The sequence below is a fragment of the Sagittula sp. SSi028 genome (assembly GCF_048553715.1).
Classification (GTDB): domain Bacteria; phylum Pseudomonadota; class Alphaproteobacteria; order Rhodobacterales; family Rhodobacteraceae; genus Sagittula.
This window is the reverse complement of sequence record NZ_JBLZNC010000001.1, coordinates 488,948-513,509: the sequence shown is the minus strand read 5'-3', so window position 1 is coordinate 513,509 and position 24,562 is coordinate 488,948. Positions and strand designations below refer to the sequence as shown.

Annotated in this window: 25 protein-coding genes; 17 read left to right on the top strand and 8 right to left on the bottom strand. The window is 61.0% G+C overall.

Features of this window, described 5'->3' with window-relative positions; translation table 11 throughout:
* Positions 1-36 precede the first annotated feature (36 nt).
* Both ACN5AZ_RS02440 and ACN5AZ_RS02435 read right to left on the bottom strand, forming a co-directional pair.
* The gene (locus tag ACN5AZ_RS02440; RefSeq protein ID WP_419427251.1) at positions 37-816 is read right to left on the bottom strand and encodes an ABC transporter ATP-binding protein; all 780 of its coding nucleotides are present in this window, start codon (positions 814-816) and stop codon (positions 37-39) included.
* A 109-nt stretch (positions 817-925) separates the two neighbouring features.
* Entirely contained in the window at positions 926-2,113 is a 1,188-nt protein-coding gene (locus ACN5AZ_RS02435) for an ABC transporter substrate-binding protein (RefSeq protein WP_419427250.1), read from the bottom strand.
* 158 nt (positions 2,114-2,271) lie between these two features.
* Here ACN5AZ_RS02435 and ACN5AZ_RS02430 point away from each other — a divergent pair, with 158 nt between their 5' ends.
* Positions 2,272-3,375, top strand: a complete 1,104-nt coding sequence (locus ACN5AZ_RS02430) for a PQQ-dependent sugar dehydrogenase (protein WP_419427249.1) — start codon at positions 2,272-2,274, stop codon at positions 3,373-3,375.
* On the opposite strand, the gene ACN5AZ_RS02425 is transcribed toward ACN5AZ_RS02430, so the two are convergent.
* Positions 3,372-4,397: a GlxA family transcriptional regulator gene (locus ACN5AZ_RS02425; protein WP_419427248.1), complete on the bottom strand. Its 1,026-nt coding sequence runs from the start codon at positions 4,395-4,397 to the stop codon at positions 3,372-3,374. The two genes, ACN5AZ_RS02430 and ACN5AZ_RS02425, sit on opposite strands and share 4 nt — an antisense overlap.
* Positions 4,398-4,587: 190 nt before the next feature.
* Between ACN5AZ_RS02425 and ACN5AZ_RS02420 the strand changes: the two genes are divergently transcribed.
* Positions 4,588-5,958, top strand: a complete 1,371-nt coding sequence (locus ACN5AZ_RS02420; protein WP_419427247.1) for a class II 3-deoxy-7-phosphoheptulonate synthase — start codon at positions 4,588-4,590, stop codon at positions 5,956-5,958.
* A gap of 88 nt (positions 5,959-6,046) precedes the next feature.
* Here ACN5AZ_RS02420 and ACN5AZ_RS02415 read toward each other — a convergent pair whose 3' ends face one another.
* Entirely contained in the window at positions 6,047-6,541 is a 495-nt protein-coding gene (locus tag ACN5AZ_RS02415; RefSeq protein WP_419427246.1) for a lactoylglutathione lyase family protein, read from the bottom strand.
* 94 nt (positions 6,542-6,635) lie between these two features.
* Here ACN5AZ_RS02415 and ACN5AZ_RS02410 point away from each other — a divergent pair, with 94 nt between their 5' ends.
* Complete coding sequence (locus ACN5AZ_RS02410; RefSeq protein ID WP_419427463.1) at positions 6,636-7,538, top strand: LysR family transcriptional regulator; 903 nt, start codon at positions 6,636-6,638, stop codon at positions 7,536-7,538.
* 9 nt (positions 7,539-7,547) lie between these two features.
* Here ACN5AZ_RS02410 and ACN5AZ_RS02405 read toward each other — a convergent pair whose 3' ends face one another.
* On the bottom strand, positions 7,548-8,270 hold the full coding sequence (locus ACN5AZ_RS02405; RefSeq protein ID WP_419427245.1) for a PAS domain-containing protein: 723 nt from the start codon (positions 8,268-8,270) through the stop codon (positions 7,548-7,550).
* Between the two features lie 242 nt (positions 8,271-8,512).
* Here ACN5AZ_RS02405 and ACN5AZ_RS02400 point away from each other — a divergent pair, with 242 nt between their 5' ends.
* The 11 genes from ACN5AZ_RS02400 to phoB all read left to right on the top strand — a co-directional run bounded on the left by ACN5AZ_RS02400 (position 8,513) and on the right by phoB (position 19,425).
* Positions 8,513-9,403: a YicC/YloC family endoribonuclease gene (locus ACN5AZ_RS02400; protein ID WP_419427244.1), complete on the top strand. Its 891-nt coding sequence runs from the start codon at positions 8,513-8,515 to the stop codon at positions 9,401-9,403.
* A gap of 3 nt (positions 9,404-9,406) precedes the next feature.
* Positions 9,407-10,057 carry a guanylate kinase gene (gmk, locus tag ACN5AZ_RS02395; protein ID WP_419427243.1) on the top strand — a complete coding sequence of 217 codons (651 nt, stop codon included), beginning with the start codon at positions 9,407-9,409 and terminating at the stop codon, positions 10,055-10,057.
* The gene (locus tag ACN5AZ_RS02390; protein WP_419427242.1) at positions 10,054-10,575 is read left to right on the top strand and encodes a gamma carbonic anhydrase family protein; all 522 of its coding nucleotides are present in this window, start codon (positions 10,054-10,056) and stop codon (positions 10,573-10,575) included. The genes gmk and ACN5AZ_RS02390 overlap by 4 nt, the downstream gene beginning before the upstream one ends.
* Positions 10,576-10,637: 62 nt before the next feature.
* Positions 10,638-11,813, top strand: a complete 1,176-nt coding sequence (locus tag ACN5AZ_RS02385; RefSeq protein WP_419427241.1) for a trans-sulfuration enzyme family protein — start codon at positions 10,638-10,640, stop codon at positions 11,811-11,813.
* A complete protein-coding gene (locus ACN5AZ_RS02380) occupies positions 11,813-12,850 on the top strand; it encodes a sensor histidine kinase (RefSeq protein ID WP_419427462.1) in 1,038 nt (345 codons plus the stop codon). The genes ACN5AZ_RS02385 and ACN5AZ_RS02380 overlap by 1 nt, the downstream gene beginning before the upstream one ends.
* 338 nt (positions 12,851-13,188) lie before the next feature.
* On the top strand, positions 13,189-14,229 hold the full coding sequence (locus ACN5AZ_RS02375) for a substrate-binding domain-containing protein (RefSeq protein ID WP_419427461.1): 1,041 nt from the start codon (positions 13,189-13,191) through the stop codon (positions 14,227-14,229).
* Between the two features lie 115 nt (positions 14,230-14,344).
* Positions 14,345-15,808: a phosphate ABC transporter permease subunit PstC gene (gene pstC / locus ACN5AZ_RS02370; protein ID WP_419427240.1), complete on the top strand. Its 1,464-nt coding sequence runs from the start codon at positions 14,345-14,347 to the stop codon at positions 15,806-15,808.
* Positions 15,808-17,160, top strand: coding sequence for a phosphate ABC transporter permease PstA (gene pstA / locus ACN5AZ_RS02365; RefSeq protein ID WP_419427239.1), 1,353 nt, complete (start codon positions 15,808-15,810; stop codon positions 17,158-17,160). Before pstC ends, pstA begins: the two co-directional genes overlap by 1 nt.
* Positions 17,161-17,187: 27 nt before the next feature.
* The gene (gene pstB / locus ACN5AZ_RS02360) at positions 17,188-17,988 is read left to right on the top strand and encodes a phosphate ABC transporter ATP-binding protein PstB (RefSeq protein WP_419427460.1); all 801 of its coding nucleotides are present in this window, start codon (positions 17,188-17,190) and stop codon (positions 17,986-17,988) included.
* 3 nt (positions 17,989-17,991) lie between these two features.
* Positions 17,992-18,732: a phosphate signaling complex protein PhoU gene (gene phoU, locus ACN5AZ_RS02355; RefSeq protein ID WP_419427238.1), complete on the top strand. Its 741-nt coding sequence runs from the start codon at positions 17,992-17,994 to the stop codon at positions 18,730-18,732.
* A gap of 3 nt (positions 18,733-18,735) precedes the next feature.
* Entirely contained in the window at positions 18,736-19,425 is a 690-nt protein-coding gene (phoB, locus tag ACN5AZ_RS02350; RefSeq protein WP_419427237.1) for a phosphate regulon transcriptional regulator PhoB, read from the top strand.
* Between the two features lie 82 nt (positions 19,426-19,507).
* Here the strand turns inward: phoB and ACN5AZ_RS02345 are convergent, their stop codons facing one another.
* Positions 19,508-20,029 (bottom strand): GNAT family N-acetyltransferase, encoded by a 522-nt coding sequence (locus ACN5AZ_RS02345; protein WP_419427236.1) that lies wholly within the window; start codon positions 20,027-20,029, stop codon positions 19,508-19,510.
* A gap of 197 nt (positions 20,030-20,226) precedes the next feature.
* On the opposite strand from ACN5AZ_RS02345, the gene aroQ reads away from it, so the two are divergent.
* Both aroQ and ACN5AZ_RS02335 read left to right on the top strand, forming a co-directional pair.
* The gene (aroQ, locus tag ACN5AZ_RS02340; RefSeq protein ID WP_419427235.1) at positions 20,227-20,664 is read left to right on the top strand and encodes a type II 3-dehydroquinate dehydratase; all 438 of its coding nucleotides are present in this window, start codon (positions 20,227-20,229) and stop codon (positions 20,662-20,664) included.
* Between the two features lies 1 nt (position 20,665).
* Positions 20,666-21,427: a helix-turn-helix transcriptional regulator gene (locus ACN5AZ_RS02335; RefSeq protein WP_419427234.1), complete on the top strand. Its 762-nt coding sequence runs from the start codon at positions 20,666-20,668 to the stop codon at positions 21,425-21,427.
* Between the two features lie 507 nt (positions 21,428-21,934).
* Here the strand turns inward: ACN5AZ_RS02335 and tsf are convergent.
* Positions 21,935-22,810 (bottom strand): translation elongation factor Ts, encoded by an 876-nt coding sequence (tsf, locus tag ACN5AZ_RS02330; protein WP_419427233.1) that lies wholly within the window; start codon positions 22,808-22,810, stop codon positions 21,935-21,937.
* 134 nt (positions 22,811-22,944) lie between these two features.
* Positions 22,945-23,709, bottom strand: a complete 765-nt coding sequence (rpsB, locus tag ACN5AZ_RS02325; protein ID WP_419427232.1) for a 30S ribosomal protein S2 — start codon at positions 23,707-23,709, stop codon at positions 22,945-22,947.
* Positions 23,710-23,988: 279 nt separating this feature from the next.
* Between rpsB and ACN5AZ_RS02320 the strand changes: the two genes are divergently transcribed.
* Positions 23,989-24,531 carry a helix-hairpin-helix domain-containing protein gene (locus ACN5AZ_RS02320; protein WP_419427231.1) on the top strand — a complete coding sequence of 181 codons (543 nt, stop codon included), beginning with the start codon at positions 23,989-23,991 and terminating at the stop codon, positions 24,529-24,531.
* Positions 24,532-24,562: the final 31 nt, after the last annotated feature.

Below are 24,562 nucleotides of genomic sequence, written 5' to 3'. Positions count from 1 at the left end.
CAGGGGCGAGGGCAGAGCCCTTGGTCCATTCGCCGCTCATCCGACCTGATCCTTGTTTTTCAGACCCGTGCCCAGATAGGCCTCGATGACCTGCTCATTGGCCTTGATCTCGTCGAGCGACCCTTCGGCAAGCTTTTTGCCTTCGGCCATGACAATCACCGGATCACAGATCTTGCCGATGAAATCCATGTCATGCTCGATCACGCAAAAGGTGTAGCCGCGCTCGCGGTTCAGCGCGACGATGGTGTCGGCAATGGTCATCAGCAAGGTTCGGTTCACCCCGGCACCCACCTCGTCGAGAAACACGATCTTGGCGTCGACCATCATGGTGCGGCCAAGCTCCAGCAGCTTCTTCTGGCCGCCGGAAATCGCGCCCGCAGGGTGGTCGGCCAGATGCGAGATCGTCAGGAACTCCAGCACCTCATCGGCCTTGGCGCGCAGGGCGCGTTCCTCGTCGGCGATACGTTTGCGCCCGAACCATGTGTTCCACAGCGTCTCACCAGATTGCGCACCGGGCACCATCATCAGGTTTTCGCGGCAGCTCATGGAGCTGAACTCATGGGCGATCTGGAAGGTCCGCAGCAGCCCCTTGTGGAACAGCTCATGCGGGGGCAGGCCGGTGATGTCCTCGCCATCCATCAACACGCGCCCCGATGTGGGCGGCAGCGCGCCCGCGATCACGTTAAACAGCGTGGTTTTGCCCGCGCCGTTGGGGCCGACAAGGCCGGTGATCGACCCCTTGGCAATCTCCAGCGAGGCACCATCCACCGCCCGAAAGGCGCCGAAATGACGGTGCAGGTTCTCTACCTTGATCAAGGAGCCTCTCCTTTGCGGTCTGCCAATCTATTGGATTAGGGCAGCGCCTTATAGAAAAGCAGCCCGGGGGATCAAGCCCCGGGCTGCGTGATGTCGTCTCTTTCAAGCTTTACTTGAATTCAACGGTTTCTGCTGCACCACCGGTGATGGTGTAGTGACGGTAGGAGCCCGCCGCTTCGCCTTCGCCGATCAGCTCGACACCGGAGGCACCGACGTAGTCGATCTCGCCACCTTCTGCGAGGATTTCCAAGGCTTTGCCAAGCTCGCCGGGCAGGATCGGCTCACCGGGAGCGTTGGCGACGGCCATCAGGTTGGCGGCAACCGCCTCGGACGTTGCTTCACCGCCTGCGGCCATAGCCAGCGCGATCAGCGCCGCCGCGTCATAGGATTCGCGGGTGTAGGAGGACGACGCATCAAAGCCTGCGCCTTCGGTGATCGATGCAAAGGCATCGGCACCTTCGCCTTCAGCCCAGGGAATCGTGCCGTAAGAGCCTTCGAGCGCGTCGGCCAGTTCGGTGAACAGCGTATCGCCGAACATGCCGTCGCCCATGACGTAGGTGTCAAAGGCACCGGTGTCGTAGGACGCCTGGATCATGCCTTTGCCGCCTTGGTCGGTGTAACCCAGAACCACCAGCGCCTCGCCACCGGCCGAGGCCAGCGCGCCGATTTCGGCAGAGTAGTCCGCCTTGCCGTCGTCATGCGGCGAGGACAGGGTTACAGTGCCTTCGAACGCGCTTTCAAACGCATCGGCAAAGCCCTTGCCATAATCGTTGTTGGTGTAGGTTACGGCAACTTCGGTGATGCCTTTTTCGGCCAGGATCTCTGCCAGAACGGCCCCCTGACGGGCGTCAGACGGTGCGGTGCGGAAGAACAGGCCGTTGTCCTCGGCCGTGGACAGCGCGGGCGAGGTGGCGGAGGGCGAGACCATCGGAATGCCGTTGGGCACGGCCACGTTAGACAAAACCGCGCCGGTCACGCCGGAACAGTCTGCGCCCATGATGGCAATCACGCCTTCGGAGGTGATCATGCGTTCTGCCGCAGCCGAGGCCGCCGCCGGATCGACGCAGGTGGAATCCGCGCGCACAGGTGCCAGCGTCACGCCATCAAGGAACGCGCCGGAGTCGTTGATTTCGCTCAGCGCCAGTTCCGCGCTGTCGGCCATCATCGGGGTGATGGATTCGATCGGACCGGTAAAGCCGAGCATCACACCGATTTTTGCCTCGGAGGCGTGGCTTTCGGCGTGGGCTGCGCCCGCAGCCAGAGCTGCCGCAGAGGCCGCGAGAAGAAGGTTTTTCATCTGGTATCTCCCTAGTCGGAACTTTTGTCCTGCGCGGAAGGCTAGTTTCGCTTTTTCCAAAAGGGAAGCCCTGCCGAACGTTCACCGCCCTGTGAAAGCGATGTTATTGGCTTGCTTTGCGGATCGGGCGCTACAGCTTGACCGACAGGAGGTGTGATATGACCCGTTTTCCCTTTGCCGCAGCGCTGGCCTTGATGGCGCAAACCGTGTCGTTGGGCGCGCAGACCGTCCAGACAGAGGCCGGCACCATGCAGATCACTGCCATGGTCGAGGGGTTGGACACCCCGTGGGCCTTTGCGCATCTGCCGGATGGCGGGCTGTTGATCACCGAACGCGAAGGCGGGCTTTTGTCCGTGCGCGATGGGGCGGTGACGCGGGTGGCAGGGCTGCCCGATGATATCGTGGCCGAAGGGCAGGGTGGCCTGCTGGATATCCTGATCCCCGAGGATTTTGCCCGCACGCGCAAGGTCTATCTGACCTATGCCAAACGTCAGGGGCGCGGGGCGGGAACGGCGGTCTTTCGCGCCACGCTGTCACAGGACGGCACAGGCCTGACCAATGGCCAGACGATTTTCAAGATGGCTCCCGGTGATCGCTCCGCGCGCCACTTCGGCTCGCGCATTGTCGAGGGGGCTGACGGTTACCTTTATATCACCATAGGCGAGCGCGGAGACCGCCCCGCGGCGCAGGATCTGGCGCGGCACAACGGGTCCATCATTCGCATTGCCCGTGACGGATCGGTCCCGCCGGACAATCCCTTTGTCGGGCAAAGCGGCGCACAGCCGGAAATCTGGTCTTACGGACACCGCAACCCGCAAGGGGCGGCGGTCGATGCGGATGGCCAGCTCTGGATCAATGAACATGGCGCGCAAGGCGGGGATGAGGTCAACCGGATCGTCAAAGGCGCCAACTACGGCTGGCCGGTGATCTCTTACGGGCGGCATTATTCAGGGGCCAAGATCGGCGAGGGCACAGCCAAGGACGGGATGCAGCAGCCGGAATTCTACTGGGACCCGTCGATCGCGCCGTCGGGCATGGTGTTCTATGACGGGCCAGTGTCGCAATGGCGCGGCGACGCTTTTGTGGGGTCGTTGAAATTCGACTATATCGCGCGGCTGTCCGGCGATCCGCTGCGCGAGGTCGAACAGATCCGCGCCGACCAGACGGGCCGTGTCCGCGATCTGGCCGTGGGGCCAGACGGCGGTTTGTGGTTTTTGTCGATCACGAACGGCACGCTGTACCGGATGTCACCTGCGGACTAGGTCTCGCGCCCCGACGACTGCGCCCCCCGTTCGCGGTAGGGCGTGGTCTCGTAATGCGAGCGGTAGCACTTGGAAAAATGCGACGGCGAGGCAAAGCCGCAGGCCAGCGCCACGTTGATCACGCTCATATCCGTCTGCATCAGCAGGTTGCGCGCCTTTTGCAACCGCAGCTCCATGTAATAACGCTTGGGCGAGCGGTTGAGATAACGCCGGAACAGACGTTCGAGCTGCCTTGTGGACATGCCGACCTCTTGAGCGAGCAGTGCGGGGCTGATCGGCTCTTCGATGTTGGCCTCCATCATCTGGATGACCTGGCTCAGCTTGGGATGGCGCACACCGATGCGGGTGGGCACCGACAGCCGCTGTGTGTCCTGGTCGGTGCGGATCGCGGAATAGATCTGCTGATCAGCCACAGAGGTCGCAAGCTCGTCCCCGTGATCGCGGGCAATCAGTCGTAAAAACAAATCGATAGAGGCCGTTCCTCCGGCAGTGGTCATGCGGTTGCCATCCAGCGTAAACACCGATTTCGTCAACGAAACATCGTCGAAATCCTCGATGAAGCTGTCTTGGTTTTCCCAGTGGATCGTGGCCCGCTTGCCGTCCAGCAGACCGGCGCGCGCCAGAACATAGGCGGCGGTACACAGACCGCCTACAGGAATTCCGCGACGGGCCTCGCGGCGCAGCCAGTTCAGCAGCGGCTTTGTTGTGGCCACTTGAACATTCGCACCGCCGCAGACCACCAGCACGTCGTCGCGGTGCAGCTCAACCAGATCATCATCCAGCTGGAATGCCAGCCCCGACGAACAGCTGACTGTCTCGCCGCCCTCGCCAATGACCTTCCATTCATACAATGTCTTGTTCGACATTCGGTTTGCCAGCCGCAGACAATCCAGCGCGGCGGAAAAGGAAAGCAGCGTAAAGTCTTGCAACAGGACAAAAACAAAGCGCTTGGGTTTGTCGGGGACGGTGTCGATCTCGACAATCTGTCGCTGGTTTGGGGGCAACATGCGGGCCTCACTCATGTCGTCTTTCAGTTCGGTCTTTTCACCGTGGTCGAATAGCTAGGCCGGTCGTGGGTCAAAAGATTTCGACACATGGGCAGACGACATTTGTCACGTCAAGTCATCTTGGACAAAACACGGGTTTTCAGGCTGAGGTGCCTCGCGTATAAGCACTGGGCTGTTAATGATAACGCTAAACCGGAGAAAACAGATGACCGAGTGGCAGAAATCGAACTGGCGCGACCTTCCGCGGGTTCAAATGCCCGAGTATACGGACGAGACCGCACTGCATGCCGTCGAGGCGCAGCTGTCGAAGTATCCGCCGTTGGTCTTTGCCGGTGAAGCACGCAAACTCAAGGAGCAGCTGGCTGCCGCAGGCCGTGGCGAGGCGTTCTTGCTGCAAGGCGGCGACTGCGCCGAAAGCTTTGACCAGTTCAGCGCCGATGCGATCCGCGACACCTTTAAGGTGATGCTGCAGATGGCGATGGTGCTGACCTACGGCGCCAAGGTGCCCGTGGTCAAAGTGGGCCGTATGGCAGGCCAGTTCGCCAAGCCGCGTTCCGCGCCCACCGAAACCGTGAACGGTGTGGAGCTGCCCAGCTACCGTGGTGACATCATCAACGAGCTGGATTTCACCCCCGAGGCCCGCATCCCCGATCCCAAGAAAATGCTGCAGGCTTACACGCAGGCGGCGGCCACGCTGAACCTGCTGCGCGCCTTCTCGACCGGCGGCTACGCAGACGTGCATCAGGTGCACCAGTGGACGCTGGGCTTTACCGAAGGGGAGAAGGCCGCGAAATACCGCGATATGGCGCAGCGCATCACCGATACGCTCGACTTCATCAAGGCGGCAGGCGTGTCCGGCGATCAGGCGCATTCGCTGCAGACGGTGGATTTCTTCACCTCGCATGAATCGCTGCTTCTGGAATACGAAGAGGCGCTGACCCGCATGGATTCGACCTCCGGCAAATGGCTGGCAGGCTCCGGTCATATGGTCTGGATCGGCGACCGCACCCGTCAGCCCGACGGCGCACATGTGGAATTCGCCCGTGGCATCCTGAACCCCGTCGGTTTGAAATGTGGCCCGACCACAACCGCAGAGGACCTCAAGGTGTTGATGTCCAAGCTGAACCCGACCAACGAGGCGGGCAAGCTGACGCTGATCGCGCGGTTCGGTGCCGGCAAGGTGTCCGAACATCTGCCGCGCCTGATCAAGGCGGTTCAGGAAGAGGGTGCGAATGTGACTTGGGTCTGTGACCCGATGCACGGCAACACCATCAAGTCGCCCACCGGCTACAAGACGCGGCCTTTCGACAATGTTCTGCGCGAAGTGCGTGAATTCTTTGGCGTCCACGATGCCGAAGGGTCGATCCCAGGTGGTGTGCATTTCGAGATGACCGGTTTGGACGTGACCGAATGCACCGGCGGCGTGCGCGAAGTCACCGACGAGGATTTGTCGGACCGCTACCACACTGCCTGCGACCCGCGCCTGAACGCGTCGCAGTCGCTGGAACTGGCCTTCCTTGTGGCCGAAGAGCTGTCGACCCGCCGCGAGGCGGCCGCCGCAGTCGCCAACGGCTAAGATCCGGGTCCAGACCTGCGAGACACAGAAAACCGGCCCCTTGAGGGGGCCGGTTTTTTCGTTAACGGTGCAAGATCTGCGTTAAGACTTACGAATAAGCCCCTGCAGAATAAGTCAATTCATAGCTGTGGGAGTACAGTTCGAACACATTGCCAAAGGGATCCTCGACGTAGACCATGCGGTAGGGTTTTTCGCCGGGGAAGTATTCGCGCACGGGCATCCGTTGCTTGCCACCGGCGGCCACGATTTTGGCCAGCAGCCCTTCGAGATCGGGGTCCTGAATGGCAAAGTGGAACGTGCCGTGGCGGCGGTAGTCCAGATTGTCCTCGGGGGCATAGTTACCGGCAAATTCGAACAGCTCGATCCCTGTGCCGTCACCGGTGGACAGGTGCGCGATGCGCAGGCTTTGCCAGCCGGGGCCGAAAACATCCGTACACATCAAGCCGATCGCGCTGTCGTCCTCGACAACTTCGCTTGGCGGCATAAGTGTGTAGAAACCCAACACGTCAGAGTAGAATTTGACGGCGGCTTCGAGATCCGGAACGGACAGGCCGATATGAGAAAAAGTGCGGGGAGTTGTCATGTCTAACCTCATTGCTTGTGGCTTTGAGATAGGCGGAAAACTTGTGAACTATAAATTATCATTTAAGATAATTTTGATAACGTTTGGTATGAATATGCTGCACGCCACTTGGCTAGAGACTTTTACGACCCTCGCAGAGGAGGGGCATTTCACCCGCGCCGCCGCAAAGCTGAACATGACACAGCCCGGCGTGTCGCAACACCTGCGCAAGTTGGAAAATCAGGTCGGACGGCCGTTGATCGCACAGGACGGCAAGCGCTTTGCCCTGACAGAGGCGGGCGAAGCCGTCCGTGATCTGGGCCTGCGCCGCCGCCGCGAAGAATACAATCTGCTCGACCAGCTGTCCGAGGATCGCCCCGACAAGGGCTGTGTGCGCATCGCCTGTTCGGGCAGTTTCGCCACACTGATCCTGCCGCGTTTGATAGAGGTCATGAAAGACGCGCCGCAACTGGTCATCCATGTAGAGGCCGCCCCGCGTGGCTCGGTGCAACAAGGTGTGCTGGATGGCTCATACGACATCGGGATTTTGCAAGACGACCCCGGGCATCCGCGACTGGTGGCCCAGCATATCGCGAGAGAGGAGCTGTGCCTGATCCTGCCCACCGGTTTGCGCAACCAATCGGTCGATTTCGCCATGTTGCAGGAGCTCGGGCAAGTCGCGCATCCCGATGGTGCGGCCTATGCCGATGATCTGATGGGGGCTAATTTCCCCGAGGAATACACCGGCGCAGATCGTCTAAGACAGCGCTTTTTCGTCAACCAGATCAACCAGATACCGGCGCCGGTTGCTGCGGGTGCGGGATACGCCATTCTGCCGCGTAGTGGCATTGCCGCCTTTGTCGACCGCGATAAGCTCTGGAGCCCGCAACTGCCGCAACGCAGGTTCCATGACCTGTGGTGCATCGCGCGCAAAACGCGGCCACAGACGGCACGTTTTGCGCGGGTCGAGGCGATCTTGATGCAGGCCGCCAGCGAGCTGGAGCAGATGGCCTGCTAAGACGCGCGTTCAACCGTTGTCGACGACCAGTTTCAGATGGCCCCGTTCCGGCGCGCTGAGCGTGGGCGTGCTTGCGTCCCCTTCGACGGTTTTCGGGGTGAAGGCGGCAGGGCGTTCGCCAAAGCTGCGCACCGGCGCGTCATCGGTCAGCTTAATCGGGGTGCGGGCCGTGATGCCTGCATCGCCGCTCAGCGCCTTGGTGATCTGAAGCTCGGACACTTTGAACCGGCGCGGCGTGCGTCCGATGCGACCATGGGTGATCAGAACACCCAAGCCCCGTGTCAGGTCGCCAAAGTCCGACCGCAGTGGCAGCAGGATCAGCGAGGCGGAGATGTCCGGCTTACCAAAGCCGCTTTCGGCCTTCAGTTCCATGCGGATAATGGCGGGTTCAGCAAACAGCGCGGCCACACCTTCGCCAAATTTCTCGCGGTCTGCGGGGGTGATGATCGACGACAGCGGCATGCCGCCCACCTGCATTCCCATCAGATCGTTCAGATGCGATCCTGCGACACGGATCTTGGCCATGGTCGGCGCGATGCGTTCGATCAGGAATGCGTTTTCCAGCGATTGTTCGATCCCGCGCGGGTCAATCTGGCTGCGCAGGGGCACCGAAACCCCGTCGCACAGACCTTTCCAATAGGCTTCGACCTGCCGCAACGACGCCTCTCTGCGTGCTTTTTCGCGCTCGGTCATCGATACGATACCCTGTCCGTTTCCACCCTTGCCAAACATGCGTTCCGCTCCTTGATTGTCGGATGCGGCGTGACGGGCCCCCAGCCACCATGCCGTGAATGATAACACTTCTTATGAAATTATTACTATCAGAACTGCGTCCCAATTTCGCCCCAATTCGGGCGCAAGGGTTAACGCTGTGCAAAATCGAGCCACCAAGTCCGATGTCTCACGCGGGCGTGATGGCTTGCTTTGGGGGCGTCCAGCCGCTAGGCGAGTGCCAAAGCGGACAGGAGAGACAGATGCGCCAATCCATGACAGGTTTCGCCAGCGCCCAAGGGGCCGGTCTTGGGCTTGTATGGATGTGGGAGCTGCGCGGCGTCAACGGCAAGGGGCTGGATCTGCGGCTGCGGCTGCCCGATTGGGTCGAGGGGCTCGACCCTTTGGTGCGCGCGGAGATCAGTCGCCTTGTCAGCCGCGGGAACATCCAGATCAGCCTGAAACTCAACGCAGACGGGGCCGAAGGGGCGCTGCGCGTCGATGACCGGCAGCTGGCCGCGGTGCTGGACGCTATGGTGCAGATTGAACAGGAGGCGATGGATCGCGGCCTGTCGCTGGCCCCGTCGACCGCATCGGATATTGTCGCCCTGCGGGGCGTTCTGACGACCGAGAACGCAGAGGTCGACCAGAGCGCACTGCGCGCGCTCTTGCAGGCGGACCTGTCCCGCGCCGTCGCGGACTTCGTAGACATGCGTCAGACCGAAGGAGCGGCTTTGGCGGAGATCGTTAACCGTCAACTGTCAGAGATTGAGGCATTGATGGGGCAGGCCGAGGGCATCATTGCCCAGCGGTCTGACGCGCAGGCCAGCCGTCTGGCCGCCCAACTGGCGCGCGTGACCGACAACGCCGATGGCATCGACCCCGAGCGCATCGCGCAAGAGCTTGCCCTGATTGCGGTCAAATCCGACGTCACCGAAGAGATTGACCGCCTGCGCGCGCATATCACTGCGGCGCGCGATCTGCTGGCCAAACCCGAACCCGTTGGCCGCAAGTTGGATTTCCTGTGTCAGGAATTCAACCGCGAGGCCAATACATTGTGTTCCAAATCCGGTGACGCGGATCTGACGCGCATCGGGCTCGACCTCAAGACGCTCATCGACCAGATGCGCGAACAGATCCAGAATGTGGAGTAACCCATGACCGAACCCACACGCCGTGGCCTTTTGATCATCCTGTCCTCGCCGTCGGGCGCCGGTAAATCCACATTGGCCAAACGGCTGCGCGCCTGGGACCCGTCGGTGATGTTCTCTGTCTCGGCCACCACCCGCGCGCCCCGTCCGGGCGAGGTCGACGGCGAAGACTACCACTTTATGACCGAGAGCGATTTCAAAAAGGCTGTGGTCAACGGCGAGATGCTGGAGCACGCCCATGTGTTCGGCAATTTCTACGGCTCGCCCAAGGGACCTGTGCGTGATGCGATCATCTCGGGGAAGGATGTGCTGTTCGACATCGACTGGCAGGGCGCCCAGCAGATGACCAATTCCGAGCTGGCGCTGCACACGCTGTCGATCTTCTTGCTGCCGCCGTCGATTGCGGAACTGAAACGGCGTCTGGAATCGCGCGGTCAGGACGGGGCGGAGGTGATCTCCAAACGTATGCAGAAAAGCTGGGACGAGATTTCGCATTGGGGGTCTTATGACTTTGTGCTGGTGAACGATGATCTCGACGCCACCGAGGAACGTCTGAAAAGCATCATCACCGCGACCCGTCTGCGCCGCACCCAGCAGCCCGGCCTGCTGGACCATGTGCGCGGTCTGCAAGCGGAATTCGAGGAGGGCGAGGGATGACGCTCTACGCGCTTGACGGGTTCGCCCCGCAGCTGGGCGACAATGTCTGGGTCGCACCGGATGCCAATGTGATCGGGCGCATTGTGCTGGAGGCCGACAGCTCTGTCTGGTTTGGCTGCACCCTGCGCGGCGACAACGAGGAAATCCGCATAGGCCGCGGCAGCAACCTTCAGGAAAATGTGGTCTGCCATACGGATATGGGCTTTCCCATGGTGATCGGGGCAGGGTGCACCATTGGCCATAAGGCGATGCTGCATGGTTGCACCATTGGCGACAACAGCTTGATCGGCATGGGGGCGACGGTTCTCAACGGGGCGAAAATCGGGGCGAACTGCCTGATCGGGGCTGGCGCGCTGATCCCCGAAGGCAAGGAAATCCCCGACGGATCGCTGGTCATGGGCATGCCGGGCAAAGTGGTGCGCCCCTTGACGCAACAGCAGATCGACGGGCTCAAATTGTCCGCACTCGGCTATCAGCAGAACGCAAAGCGTTTCGCTGCCGGATTGCGCGCATTGTAAAGCGTTCCGAACCTCGTTAACCAAACGGTCAAATTCGTTGAAAACGACCAACAGGACATACCATGCGCCCCACCATCCAACGCCCCGTAGCCTTGCCCGACAGCCTGTCGACGCCGGTGATCACGCCGATCATGCCGTCGGTGGTCTATGCCTCCACCACGCCTGACGAGCTGGACAGCCAATACGAAGGCCGCGCCTCTGGCTACACCTACGCGCGTGAGGGGCACCCCAACGCCACCGTTCTGGCCCGTCGGATCGACGCGTTGGAAGGGGCGGAAAACGGGATTGTGCTGGGCTCTGGCATGGCGGCTGTGACGGCTGTGCTGATGGGGCTGACCAAGGCGGGCGATCACGTGGTGGGCGGCGACCAGCTGTATGGCCGGTCCTTGCGTCTGCTGGCCGAGGATCTGCCGCGCCTCGGGATCGAGACCTCGCTTGCGAATGTGTCCGATGTCGCGTCGGTCGAGGCAGCGTTGCGCCCGGAAACCCGCATGGTCCTGATCGAGGTGGTGTCGAACCCGACGCTGCGACTGGCGGATCTGGATGGCATCGCGGCGCTGTGCAAATCGCGCGGGGTGCTGCTGGTGGTGGACAATACATTCACCACGCCGCTGACGGTCAAACCCTTTGAGCACGGCGCAGACATCGTGCTGCATTCGGTGACCAAGCTGCTGGCTGGACACTCTGACGCGACGCTGGGCTGGGTTGCCGCCAAGGACCCCGAGCTTATGCAGCGGATGAACGTCTTCGCGGTGACCACCGGCATGACGGCCAGCCCGTTTGATTGCTGGCTGGCAGAGCGCGGCCTTGCGACCTTCCCGATCCGCTTTGAGCGCGCCCAAGAGACCGCGCGCCGTCTGGCGGATCATCTCGCCACGCAGTCCGGTGTGGCCAAGGTTCTGTACCCCACGCGGACCGATCATCCCGACATGGCGCGCGCACAGGCGCTTCTGCAAGGGCAGGGCGGTAACATGGTGTCCTTTATCCTTGAAGGCGGGCGCGCGCAGGCGAATGCCTTTGCCGAGGCGGCCAAGGGCATCGCATTCGCACCCACGCTGGGTGATGTGGGCACAACGCTGTCGCATCCCGCCTCAAGCTCGCACCGTGCGCTGACCGCCGAAGGACGGGCGGATCTGGGCATCACCGAAGGCTTCTTTCGCGTCTCTGTCGGTCTCGAAGACCCCGAGGCGCTGATCGCCTGCTTTGACGATGGCCTTGCCGCCGCACGAGGTGCATGATGCAGGTGGCCGCGGCAGAGATCATTGCGGCTCTGCCGTTGCCCTGCATTCTGATCCGCCGCGACGAGCGGATCGAAGCGGCCAATGCCCCCGCGCTGAGCCTTTTGGGGCAGGGGATCGTTGGCCGCCATTTCATCACCGCTTTGCGTGCGCCGACCCTGCTGGATGCGATTGAAAGCTGCCTGCGGGATGGCACGGCGCGAAGGCTGGAATTCCACAGCAGCGATGGCCGGCAAGAGACCAGCTATCAGACCAGTGTGGCAAGCATCACGCTGGATGGCGCGCCGGGCGTTCTGGTCACCTTCGAGGATTTCACCGAAAAGGCGCAGGCCGGACAGATGCGGCGCGATTTCGTGGCCAATGTCAGCCACGAGCTGCGCACACCGCTGACCGCCCTGATCGGCTTTATCGAAACGCTCAAAGGGCCTGCGCGCAATGACCCCGTCGGTCAGGAACGCTTTCTGACGATTATGGAGGCTGAGGCCGCCCGCATGAACCGGCTGATCGGTGATCTGCTGTCGCTCAGCCGGGTCGAGGCCGAGGAACGCGTGCGCCCCACGGACCGCATTGATCCCAGCGATATCATTCGGTCGGTTCTGGGCCGGTTGGAGACGCTGGCCGAACAGGCGGACGTGCGGCTGCAGGCGGTACTGCCGTCCGATCCGCTGACTATGATGGGCGACGAGGACCAGCTGCGGCAGGTGCTGACCAATCTGGTGGAGAACGGGATCAAATATGCCGGTCGCGGGGCCGAGGTCACGGTCAGCCTGACCGCCATCGACAACGAACCACGGCTGCGCGGGCCCGCGGTGCGCATCGTGGTGGCCGACACTGGCCCCGGGATCGATCCCTATCATCTGCCGCGCCTGACGGAACGCTTCTACCGCATCGACAACCACCGCTCGCGCGAGAAGGGCGGCACAGGGCTGGGGCTGGCGATCGTCAAACATATCGTCAATCGCCACCGTGGCCGCTTGCGCATCGACAGCACTCTGGGCGAGGGCACGCAGTTCATCATCTCGCTGCCGCGTGCCTGAGCATCCCTAACAGCCTGTCACATTCGCGGGTTTTCTGCGGCTGGTCGCGGCCTGACACCGCGCAGCGCGCCATCGAATCCCTGTGGACGAATCCGTTTCGTAACGGAAGCTGTCATAAAACTGGTAAAATGCCGCGCCACCGGCGCAGATGCGCTGAATTCACCATTCCGATTTCGACATTTGACCCCCTGTAATCCTTGCAAAATTTACCGAATTTCAACAAATGTGCAGACCTTCATAAAACCGTTACATAGCTGTCACAAAAGCATCGTGTAGCCCGCATAGGTCAGGGCGCAAGATCATCACGTCGATGATCGCATCCTAAAATCAGGGAGCACATTATGACCGTTAAATTGACCGCCTCCGCTCTGGCGATTGCCGCCGTGGCCGCATCCTCTGCCGCTGCACGTGACAACGTTCAGGTTGCAGGGTCCTCGACCGTTCTGCCCTACGCCTCGATCGTGGCCGAAGCGTTCGGCGAAAACTTCGACTTCCCGACACCGGTTGTCGAATCCGGCGGCTCCTCTGCTGGCCTGAAGCGCTTCTGCGAAGGCGTGGGCGAGAACACCATCGACGTGGCAAACGCATCGCGCGCCATCCGCGAAAAAGAGATCCAGGCCTGTGCCGAAGCCGGCGTGACCGACATCATCGAAGTCCGCATCGGCTATGACGGCATCGTGTTCGCGTCGCAGATCGACGGCCCCGACTACACCGCTTTCACCCAGTCCGACATCTTCAACGCTCTGGCCCCCAAGGTCATGGTTGACGGCGAACTGGTCGACAACCCGCACACCATGTGGTCCGACTTCAACGCCGATCTGCCCGAAGCAGAGATCATGGCGTTCATCCCGGGCACCAAGCACGGCACCCGCGAAGTGTTCGAAGAAAAGGTTCTGCTGACCGGCTGTGAAGAAACCGGCGCCATGGAAGCCATGGTTGCAGGCGGCATGTCCGAAGACGACGCAGAAGACGCCTGCCTGCACGTGCGCGCAGACGGCCGTTCCGTGGACATCGACGGTGACTACACCGAGACGCTGGCCTCCATCGACAGCAACCCCAACGGCATCGGCGTGTTCGGTCTGGCGTTCTACGAGAACAACACCGACAAGCTGAAAGTGGCAACGATGGCAGGCGTCGAGCCGACCACCGAATCCATCTCGACCGGTGAATACCCCGTGTCCCGCCCGCTGTTCTTCTACGTCAAGAAAGCGCACATCGGCGTGATCCCGGGCCTGAAGGAATACGCATCCTTCTTCGTTGCTGACGAGATCGCAGGCCCCGATGGCCCGCTGGCAGAGTACGGTCTGGTTTCCGACCCCGAGCTGGCAGACACCCAAGCCAAGATCGAGAACGAAACAACAATGGGCGAAGGCATGTAAGCCTTCTGCGATCATCCCGCACAGGGACCGATCGCACCCCGACGGGGCGGCATATTCCGCCGCCCCGTTTTCCTTTTAGGTTATTTCTTGACGGAACAACGACTTCGGGGGGCTCATGCCACTTCTTTGGATCATCGCGATTGTGCTGGTGCTGGCCGTCATCGGCTATGTGCTGGCGCGTCAGCGCGCGCTGGCCAGCGCGGAGGGCGACAGCCGCCATTTGCACAGCCTGCCGGTCTATTACGGATCGAATGCGGCCATCAAAACGGCGGTGCCTGCGCTGCTGGTTCTGATTTTGTGGCTGATTGCCCAGCCGCTGGTGATAAACAGCCAGATCGCCGGAATGATCCCCGAAAGCGAGATCGCCGAAGGATCGAGCATGAACCTTGTGATGTCCGAGGTGCGCCGCACCGCGACGGGCATTGAAAACGCCATCGCGGCGGGTACGCTGACCGAGGATCAGGTCGCAACCGCGGGGGATGATCTGACGGGCTTCACGCAAAGCCTGTCCGACGCCGGACAGATCGTGACCGGAGAGATCACCCAGACCACGCTGGACGCCGCGCAAAGCTACCGGCTGAAGACGGCTTTGGGCAAACTGCTGATGGGCGCTGTGGTGCTGGTGCTGGCGCTGGCGGGGCTGATCATGGCGCTGCGCGAGACCGACAAGGAATTCCGCGCCCGCAACACCGTTGAGAGCACCATCAAGATCCTGCTGATTGCAGCAGCCTCCATCGCGATCCTGACGACGCTGGGTATTGTGCTGTCGCTGATCGGGAACACGATCCGCTTTTTCAGCCTGTACCCCGCGTCTGACTTCTTTGCCTCGCTCACGTGGCAGCCGTCCTTTGGCGGGGGCTCCTCGCTGGGCATCTGGCCGCTGCTTTGGGGCACGCTGTATATCTCGGTCGTGGCGCTGCTGGTGGCGGTGCCCATCGGCCTGTTCGCGGCGATCTATCTGTCGGAATACGCAGGGCCGAAACTGCGCGCCTACGCCAAGCCCGCGCTTGAGGTGCTCGCCGGTATTCCGACCATCGTCTACGGTCTGTTTGCATTGCTGACCATCGGGCCGCTGCTGATGGAAGTCTTTGGCCCCGGTGGCACCGACTGGATGACGGGCACACGGTCGGTGATGACCGCAGGCATCGCCATGGGCATTATGCTGATCCCCTTCGTGTCCTCGCTGTCCGATGACATCATCAACGCGGTGCCGCAGGCGATGCGTGACGGGTCTTATGGTCTGGGCGCGACCAAATCCGAAACCGTGAAACAGGTGGTGCTGCCCGCCGCATTGCCGGGGATCGTTGGTGCGATCCTGCTGGCCGCCAGCCGCGCCATCGGGGAAACCATGATCGTGGTGCTGGGGGCAGGGGCCGCGGCCAAGCTGTCGCTCAACCCGTTCGAAGCCATGACCACCGTGACCACACGGATCGTGTCACAGCTGACAGGCGACGCCGACTTTGCCTCGCCCGAGGCGCTGGTGGCCTTTGCCCTTGGCATGACCCTGTTCATCCTGACGCTCGGGCTGAATGTCTTCGCCCTTTATATCGTGCGCAAATACCGGGAGCAGTACGACTAATGACCGACGCATCCATGCACGGCGCAACGCCGAAGGGCTCGAACTCCATCATGGTGGCCGATGCCCGCACGAAAAAGCGCAACGCTGCCGAAAAACGCTTCCAGTGGTACGGGCTCGGCGCGATCGGGGTTGGCGTGTTCTTCCTGATCGTCCTGCTGGTCTCGATCCTGTCCAACGGGCTGAGCGCGTTTCAGCAGACCTTTATCGAGGTGCCTGTCTATCTGGACGAAAGCAAACTGGACAAGAACGGCAACCGCGACATCGACGATATCAAAAAGGTCTCGACATTCGGGTACAATCCGTTGATCCAGAACGCCATTCTGGAGCAGGTGCAGGCCGCCGGGATCGACACCCCGCTGGAGAAAGCCAGCGAGATGAAGGCGCTGATCTCTGCCTCTGCGGCGGCGCAGTTGCGTGATTACGTGATCGCGAACCCCGACCGGATCGGCGAGACCATCGAATTCAAGGTGCTGGCGGCCTCGCGCGTGGACGGCTACCTCAAGGGCCGTGTGCAGCGCGAAGATCTGGCTCGCGACAAGAACATCGACGCCGAACACCTTGATATTGTGGACGGTCTGCGCGACGCGGGCATTCTGGCCAAGACCTTTAACAAGGACTTCATCTTTGGCGCGGATGCCTCTGAAAGCCGCCCTGAGCAGGCCGGTATCGGGATTTCCATGCTGGGGTCGTTTTTCATGATGCTGGTGGTGCTGGCGCTGGCGCTGCCCATCGGGGTCGCCGCGTCGATCTACCTTGAGGAATTCGCCCCCCAGAACTGGATCACCGACATGATCGAGGTGAACATCTCGAACCTTGCAGCAGTCCCGTCCATCGTCTTCGGTATCCTTGGCCTTGCGGTGTTCATCCAGTTCATGGGCCTGCCACAGTCCGCGCCGCTGGTGGGTGGTCTGGTGCTGACGCTGATGACCCTGCCGACGATCATCATCTCGACCCGCGCCGCGCTGAAGGCCGTGCCGCCGTCGATCCGTGATGCGGCCTTGGGCATTGGCGCCTCCAAGATGCAGTCGGTGTTCCACCATGTGCTGCCGCTGGCCGCACCGGGCATCCTGACCGGCACCATCATCGGTCTGGCACAGGCGCTGGGGGAAACCGCACCGCTGCTGCTGATCGGCATGGTGGGCTACATCGCCACCAACGCCCCCGATGGTATCGTCGAAGGCTTCATGTCGCCGAACTCTGCCATGCCGGCGCAGATCTACGAATGGGCGAAACGCGCCGATCCGGCCTATTACGAACGGGCCTGGGGCGGCATCATCATCCTGCTGGTGTTCCTGTTGAGCATGAACATCATCGCCATCCTCCTGCGCCGCCGCTTTGAGCGCCGCTGGTAATCCGCTGCGGAAAAAGGGAACATGAACATGTACGACGCACCGCACAGCACGGAGAGACACGTGACGCAGCAAGACATCAAGATCACCGCCCGCAATGTGCAGGTCTATTACGGTGACACCCACGCCATCAAAGACGTTGACGTCGATATCGAATCCAAGACGGTCACCGCCTTTATCGGCCCGTCGGGCTGTGGCAAATCCACCTTCCTGCGCACGCTGAACCGGATGAACGACACCATCGACATCTGCCGCGTCGAAGGCGACATCCAGCTTGATGGTGAAAACATCTACGACAAGCGGGTCGATCCGGTGCAATTGCGCGCCAAGGTGGGGATGGTGTTCCAGAAACCCAATCCCTTCCCGAAATCGATCTATGACAACGTGGCCTACGGTCCGCGCATCCACGGTCTGGCCAAAAACAAGGCCGATCTGGACGAGATCGTGGAACGCGCGCTGCGCCGTGGCGCCATCTGGGACGAGGTCAAGGACCGCCTGCACGCGCCCGGCACCGGCCTGTCCGGCGGCCAGCAGCAGCGTCTGTGCATCGCACGTGCGGTTGCCACCGAACCCGAAGTGCTGCTGATGGACGAGCCGTGCTCGGCGCTCGACCCCATCGCCACAAGCCAGGTCGAAGAGCTGATCGACGAGCTGCGCTCGCAGTATTCGGTTGTGATCGTGACACACTCGATGCAGCAGGCCGCGCGCGTCAGCCAGAAAACCGCGTTCTTCCACCTCGGCAACCTCGTGGAATTTGGCGAGACGGGAAAGATCTTTACCAACCCCGAAGACCCGCGCACCGAAAGCTACATCACCGGACGGATCGGATAAGTTATGAACGATACGGAAAGACATATCGCATCGGCCTTTGACCGCGATCTCGAAGGGATTCAGGCCCAGATCATGAAGATGGGCGGGCTGGTCGAACAGGCTATCATGGGCGCTGCCGTGTCGCTGGAAACCCGCGACGACGAGCTGGCCACCAAGGTTCGTGAAAACGACCGCGCCATCGACAAGATGGAAGAGCTGCTGAACGAAGAGGCGGCCCGCGTGATCGCGCTGCGTGCGCCGACGGCCTCTGACTTGCGGATCGTGCTGTCGGTCATGCGCATGTCCGCCAATCTTGAACGCATCGGCGATCTGTCGAAAAACATGGCAAAGCGCACCACGGTTCTGGTGCAGATGCAGCCCATCGGCAGCACCGCATCCTCGCTGCGGCGCATGGCGCGCGAGGTCGAGCTGATGCTCAAAGACGCGCTCGACGCCTATATCCAGCGCGATGCCGCGCTGGCGCAGGACGTGATCGAACGCGACGCCGATGTGGACCAGATGTACAACACGCTGTTCCGCGAATTCCTGACCTTCATGCTGGAAGATCCGCGCAACATCACCGCCTGCATGCACCTGCATTTCATCGCCAAGAACATCGAACGCATGGGCGATCACGTCACATCGATCTGTGAACAGGTGGTGTTCCTGACCACGGGCCAGCTGCCTGAGGAAACGCGCGCCAAGCTGGACAACACCTCGACCGATATGGGGCCGCGTCCCGATCTGGTCAAAGACGAGGGTTAAGCCATGGCCGCAGATCAGCCAACCGTTCTGGTGGTCGAGGATGAGGCCGCGCAGCGCGAGGTCCTGTCCTACAACCTCGAAGCTGAAGGGTTCCGTGTCGCCCGCGCCGAAAACGGCGAGGAAGCCCTGATCATGGTGGAGGAAGAGAACCCCGACATCATCGTTCTGGACTGGATGCTGCCAAATGTGTCCGGGATCGAGGTCTGTCGCCAGATCAAGACCCGTCCGGAAACCCGTGGCACGCCTGTGATCATGCTGTCGGCCCGCTCGGAAGAGGTGGACCGCGTGCGGGGGTTGGAAACCGGTGCGGATGATTACGTGGTCAAACCCTATTCGCTGATCGAATTGATGGCACGGGTGCGCGCGCAACTGCGCCGTGCGCGTCCATCGGCGGCCGGTCTGCGGTTGGAATACGAGGATATCATCCTCGATTCCGAGACCCATCGCGTGACCCGCTCGGGCAAGGCGCTGAAACTGGGGCCGACCGAATTCCGTCTGCTGTCGACCTTCATGGAAAAGCCCGGCCGCGTCTGGTCGCGCGAACAGCTTCTGGATCGGGTCTGGGGCCGCGACATCTATGTCGACACGCGCACTGTGGACGTGCACATCGGCCGGCTTCGCAAGGCTTTGGCCCAGCACGGCGGTGGTGATCCTTTGCGCACCGTGCGTGGCGCAGGCTACGCCTTGGGGTGATATGGTTGATGGGGTAGGGCGCTTGCCCCATTTTTGTTTATTAACACATTGTTAATCGCTCATCTTCACGTTTCAGATCTATTCACCACATATCCGGATTTCGGAACGGCGGCACGCACTCCGGTGTACCCTCTGCCGCCAATTCACGGCCATCCAGCGCCACCGCTTGCCACCCCATCGGCATCGACAACGTATAAGGCGCCGCGATCTGGTCGGCAGTGATCGGCTGAAACCCGAGACGTCCATAATAGGCCGGATCGCCATAGGTCACCACAAGCCCGATGTCCTGTTTCGCCAAGGTTTCCAAAGCGTTGCGGATCATCGTGCTGCCATGGCCAAGGCGCTGAACCTCCGGATGGACGGCCACAGGCGACAGCAACATCACGCGCCGCGACGCATCGGGAAACGTAAGCGGCGTGAACACACAGCCCGCAACCGGCGCGTCATCAACCCGAGAGGTGAACACATGCCGCAGGTCCACAGGCAATGCCAGCAGCGCGCGCACCAGTTGTTCGATCATGCGAGCCTCGTCCGGGCCTTCGCTTGCGCTGAAACTGTCGCGGAACAGCGCGGTAATCTGGGCAGCTTCGCTTTCGGGGATCATCTTAGCGTCCTGAACATTGTGAACCAGACGTTGATATCTAGTGCATAACCGCGTCGGGGGCGAGCTGGAAACCAGCATGCAGAATTCTGATAATCATGATTATGTTAATAGAAGATCCATAGAGGCGTTGTAATGCTGGACAATTGGCCCGTGCTGTCGGTAACTCGGCTGAAATCAATACCACGGAGCTTTTGCCGATGACCTCTATTCTCGTTCTGAACGGTCCCAACCTTAATCTGCTCGGGACACGCCAGCCAGAGGTCTATGGCCACACCACCTTGGCCGATGTCGAACAGATGTGCATTGACCACGGCAAGACCCGCGGCGCCGCTGTTACATGTCGCCAATCAAACCACGAAGGACAGCTGGTCGACTGGATCCACGAGGCCCGCGGACAGTTCGATGGCATCGTCTTTAACGCTGGTGCCTACACCCACACATCGATCGCCCTGCAGGACGCGATCAAAGGCACGGACGCCAAAATGGTCGAGCTGCATATCTCGAACACCCACGCCCGCGAAAACTTTCGGCATCATTCCTATCTGAGCGCCGTCGCTCTGGGCATCATCGCGGGCTTTGGCGTGCGTGGATATACTTTGGCGATTGATGCGCTGCTGGACACATTGGAGAGCTGACATGACGCCGTCGTTGCGCGATGCCATGATTGAATTGACCCATGTCGATCATGTCGAGGACCTGTGGCAACGGCATTGTGCGCGCATGGCGGAGTTCGGGTTTGACCGGCTGATCTACGGCTTTACCCGGTTTCTGACGCCGACCTCTATGGGCGATCCCAATGATTTCATCGTCTTGTCGAACCATTCTGCGGACTACCGCAAAGGGTTCGTCGAAGGCGGTTTGTATCGCCACGCGCCGATGGTTCGCTGGGCGCTGGCCAACGAAGGCCATTGTTCCTGGCGCGTACTGGCGGAACAGATCAGCAGCGGCGCGCTGGACAAGGAGGCGCAAAAGGTCGTGGCGTTCAACCTGACGCATAAGGTGCACGCAGGCTACACGATCAGTTTCAAATCCGTCTCTCGGCGGGCCAAGGGTGCGATTTCACTGACGGCGCGCGCGGACATGACGCAGGACGCTGTGGACGCGCTTTGGCAGAGCCATGGCAAGGACATCGTGCTGTTGAACAATCTCGTCCATCTCAAGCTGCTCACCCTGCCCGTTTCGCTGCAAAACCAGACACTCACACCACGCCAGCGCGAGGCCTTGGAATGGGTCGGTGACGGAAAAACGATGCAAGATATCGCGCAGATCATGGGGCTGACGCAGGCCACGATTGAAAAGCACCTGCGTCTGGCGCGCGAAACCCTGAACGTAGAGACCACAGCACAGGCCGTGGCCAAGGCGGCCTTTCACAACCAGATGTATATTCTGGAAGCGTGATTCGCGCAGGTATCGATTCGAGTGACTGAGCCCCAACACCCGAGTGCCGGATACAGATAGACCGAAAATCCACCTAAAGGTGTCTATGTCTGCTTGACACTATACGTTTGCGCCGGTCATCCGCTGCAAATACCAGATTGCGTTTCCCGATAGCGATATATAAGCGCCACAGTTCCGTGAATTTTCCGTTTTTGCATGATTACAGCATAATCTTCTCTTCCTTAACCGGCGGTAAATTGCCATCTTGGTGATGTTCCGTGAGTGGTGGCTTTGGCCATGGGACGAGGGAAAGGCACAGTCCGGTCGATTTAACGGGCGACGTCGTTTCTTGCTGGTGGATGCGGAAATTACCGCCGTGGACCCCAGCGCTTTTCAGACCCCTGAACCTGTTACGGGTTCAGGGGTCTTTTCATATCTGCCCCCTGCCCCGTCTCCGTCACGCCAAACATACGAAAAAGGCCGCTCCGAAGAGCGGCCTTACCGGCAAACCGGAGATGTCGCGCGGGCTTAGCCCTGAGCGGCCTTGGCCACTTCTGCTGCGAAATCTTCTTTTTCCTTTTCGATGCCTTCACCGACCTGCATGCGGACAAAGCCCACAACCTCGGCACCGTGATCAGCTGCGGCCTGCGCCACGGTCTTGTCGGTGTCCAGAGCGAACTGCTGGTTAACGAGGGTCACTTCGGCCATGAATTTCTTCATGCGGCCAACGATCATCTTTTCGATCACGGCGTCGGGCTTGCCGGATTCCTTGGCGATGTCGATCTGGACCTGCTTTTCCTTCTCGACGACGGCCGGGTCCAGCTCTGCTTCGTTCAGCGCCTGCGGGTTCATGGCTGCGATGTGCATGCCGACTTGCTTGCCGAACTCTTCGTTGCCACCCTTCAGGGCGACCAGAACACCGATCTGGCCCATGCCGTCTGCGGCTGCGTTGTGCACATATGCGGCCACAACGTCACCCTCGACGGACGCCATGCGGCGGAGGGACATGTTCTCGCCGATGGTGGCGATCTTGTCGGTGATCAGAGCGTCAACCGATTTGCCAGCAACCTCTGCGGTTTTCAGCGCTTCGACGTCAGACACGGTCAAAGCCGCTTTTGCGATACCGGCAACCATGGACTGGAAGTCAGCGTTTTTCGCAACAAAGTCGGTTTCCGAGTTCACTTCGACGGCCACGCCTTTACCGCCGTTGACTTCGACAGCCACCAGACCTTCGGCGGCGGTGCGGCCTGCCTTTTTGGCCGCTTTGGCCAGGCCCTTGGTGCGCAGCCAGTCAATAGCCGCTTCCATGTCGCCATCGGTTTCAACCAATGCCTTCTTGGCATCCATCATGCCCGCGCCAGTGGTTTCGCGCAGTTCTTTCACCTGTGCAGCAGTGATCGCCATCTCTTGGCTCTCCTATCTTCGAAAAACGGGTCCGAGTGGCCCTGTCAGCCACCCGCTTTTGTCACGGCTGTGTGTCGGGTTGACGACAGCCCAAAGACGGCCACGCGCGGGATCACCCGCACGTGGCGGAGCACTTACTGCTCTGCGCCTTCCAGCGCTTCTTCGGCGGGCGCATCTTCGAGCGCGCCGAGGTCGACACCGGCAGCTTCCATCTGGCCGGTCATACCGTCCAGAGCGGCGCGGGACACCAGATCGGTGTACAGAGCAATGGCGCGCGCGGCGTCATCGTTGCCCGGGATGATGTAGTCGATGCCGTCGGGCGAGCAGTTGGTGTCGACGACAGCCACAACCGGGATACCCAGCTTGTTGGCTTCGGCCACGGCCAGCGCTTCTTTCTTCACGTCGATGACGAACAGCATGTCCGGCACGCCGCCCATTTCACGGATCCCGCCAAGCGAAGCCTGCAGCTTCTCCTGGTCACGTTCCATGTTCAGGCGCTCTTTCTTGGTGAGGCCTTCTGCACCGGCTTCCATCTGCTCGTCGATCTGCTTGAGACGGTTGATGGACTGGGACACGGTCTGCCAGTTGGTCAGCGTGCCGCCCAGCCAGCGGTGGTTCATGTAGTACTGTGCGCATTTTTCTGCGGCTTCGGCGATCGGCTGAGCTGCCTGACGCTTGGTGCCGACGAACAGAACGCGGCCGCCCTTGGCGACGCAGTCACGGATTGCCTGCAGCGCCTGGTCCAGCATCGGAACGGTCTGCGTCAGGTCCATGATGTGGATGCCGTTGCGCGAGCCGTAGATGAACTCGCCCATGCGGGGGTTCCAGCGCTGTGTCTGGTGGCCAAAGTGAACGCCAGCTTCCAGCAGCTGACGCATGGTGAACTCGGGAAGAGCCATGCTTCTTATCCTTTCCGGTTTAATCCTCGGCGGGGGTTTTGAGCCGGATCATCCGGGCCAACCGGTGGACCTGAAGGGATGTCTCCCCCTCGAGGCCCGCCCCCACCTGCGGGTTCGTGCCGCGCGCATTACAGTGCCACAGCGCAAAGCGCAAGCGTTTTGTGGTCAAAACCGCCCTATTGGCGGTTGCGTCGGGGGCACACGTACCGTCTTTGTATATACAAAACTGGACAGGCTGATAGCAGTTTGGTTAACTCCCGCCAGCAAGGAGACATATATATGAGCGATTTGATCTTGGTACGCGGTGTTGGTCCCGCGATGGAACAGCAGATGCGGGCCATGGGGCTGTCATCGGCGCGTGATCTGGCGCAGGCAGAGCCAGAGGCGCTTTGTGCCCTGCCCCGCGTTCAACTGGTGCGCGCGCGTCTGTTGATCCTCGCCGCCGCGGAACTGCTGGGCGACGTGGCGGACGCGGAACAGGCCGCGACGATCCCCAGCGCCGACCCGTCTGTTGACCGTGACGTGCTGGCAGAGGTCAAGCAAGCGACCGGCAAGAAGAGCAAGTCCAAGAAAGACAAGACGGCGAAACCGGCCAAGGACAAAAAGAAGAAGAAAAAACCCTCGACCAAATCTGCAAGCGAGAGCGCCAAGGCCAAGATGAAAAAGGCGGGCAAGGCGACCTCTGCCCGCAGCAAAGACAAGAAAGCCGAGAAGAAGGCCGCCAAGAAAGCTGAGAAGGCGGCTAAACAGAAAGACGCGAAAAAGGCCAAGGCCGACAAGTCGAAGAAGTCCGACAAAAAGAAAGCGCGCAAGGGGAAGTGACCCCTCGCGCGCCGCGTACAGCCTTTGGCGT

Coding starts and splice junctions, on each gene's coding strand:
- ACN5AZ_RS02435 (WP_419427250.1), bottom strand. CDS start 2,113: ATGAAAAACCTTCTTCTCGCGGCCTCTGCGGCAGCTCTGGCTGCGGGC.
- ACN5AZ_RS02430 (WP_419427249.1), top strand. CDS start 2,272: ATGACCCGTTTTCCCTTTGCCGCAGCGCTGGCCTTGATGGCGCAAACC.
- ACN5AZ_RS02425 (WP_419427248.1), bottom strand. CDS start 4,397: ATGAGTGAGGCCCGCATGTTGCCCCCAAACCAGCGACAGATTGTCGAG.
- ACN5AZ_RS02420 (WP_419427247.1), top strand. CDS start 4,588: ATGACCGAGTGGCAGAAATCGAACTGGCGCGACCTTCCGCGGGTTCAA.
- ACN5AZ_RS02415 (WP_419427246.1), bottom strand. CDS start 6,541: ATGACAACTCCCCGCACTTTTTCTCATATCGGCCTGTCCGTTCCGGAT.
- ACN5AZ_RS02410 (WP_419427463.1), top strand. CDS start 6,636: ATGCTGCACGCCACTTGGCTAGAGACTTTTACGACCCTCGCAGAGGAG.
- ACN5AZ_RS02405 (WP_419427245.1), bottom strand. CDS start 8,270: ATGTTTGGCAAGGGTGGAAACGGACAGGGTATCGTATCGATGACCGAG.
- ACN5AZ_RS02400 (WP_419427244.1), top strand. CDS start 8,513: ATGCGCCAATCCATGACAGGTTTCGCCAGCGCCCAAGGGGCCGGTCTT.
- gmk (WP_419427243.1), top strand. CDS start 9,407: ATGACCGAACCCACACGCCGTGGCCTTTTGATCATCCTGTCCTCGCCG.
- ACN5AZ_RS02390 (WP_419427242.1), top strand. CDS start 10,054: ATGACGCTCTACGCGCTTGACGGGTTCGCCCCGCAGCTGGGCGACAAT.
- ACN5AZ_RS02385 (WP_419427241.1), top strand. CDS start 10,638: ATGCGCCCCACCATCCAACGCCCCGTAGCCTTGCCCGACAGCCTGTCG.
- ACN5AZ_RS02380 (WP_419427462.1), top strand. CDS start 11,813: ATGCAGGTGGCCGCGGCAGAGATCATTGCGGCTCTGCCGTTGCCCTGC.
- pstC (WP_419427240.1), top strand. CDS start 14,345: ATGCCACTTCTTTGGATCATCGCGATTGTGCTGGTGCTGGCCGTCATC.
- pstA (WP_419427239.1), top strand. CDS start 15,808: ATGACCGACGCATCCATGCACGGCGCAACGCCGAAGGGCTCGAACTCC.
- pstB (WP_419427460.1), top strand. CDS start 17,188: ATGTACGACGCACCGCACAGCACGGAGAGACACGTGACGCAGCAAGAC.
- phoU (WP_419427238.1), top strand. CDS start 17,992: ATGAACGATACGGAAAGACATATCGCATCGGCCTTTGACCGCGATCTC.
- phoB (WP_419427237.1), top strand. CDS start 18,736: ATGGCCGCAGATCAGCCAACCGTTCTGGTGGTCGAGGATGAGGCCGCG.
- ACN5AZ_RS02345 (WP_419427236.1), bottom strand. CDS start 20,029: ATGATCCCCGAAAGCGAAGCTGCCCAGATTACCGCGCTGTTCCGCGAC.
- aroQ (WP_419427235.1), top strand. CDS start 20,227: ATGACCTCTATTCTCGTTCTGAACGGTCCCAACCTTAATCTGCTCGGG.
- ACN5AZ_RS02335 (WP_419427234.1), top strand. CDS start 20,666: ATGACGCCGTCGTTGCGCGATGCCATGATTGAATTGACCCATGTCGAT.
- tsf (WP_419427233.1), bottom strand. CDS start 22,810: ATGGCGATCACTGCTGCACAGGTGAAAGAACTGCGCGAAACCACTGGC.
- rpsB (WP_419427232.1), bottom strand. CDS start 23,709: ATGGCTCTTCCCGAGTTCACCATGCGTCAGCTGCTGGAAGCTGGCGTT.
- ACN5AZ_RS02320 (WP_419427231.1), top strand. CDS start 23,989: ATGAGCGATTTGATCTTGGTACGCGGTGTTGGTCCCGCGATGGAACAG.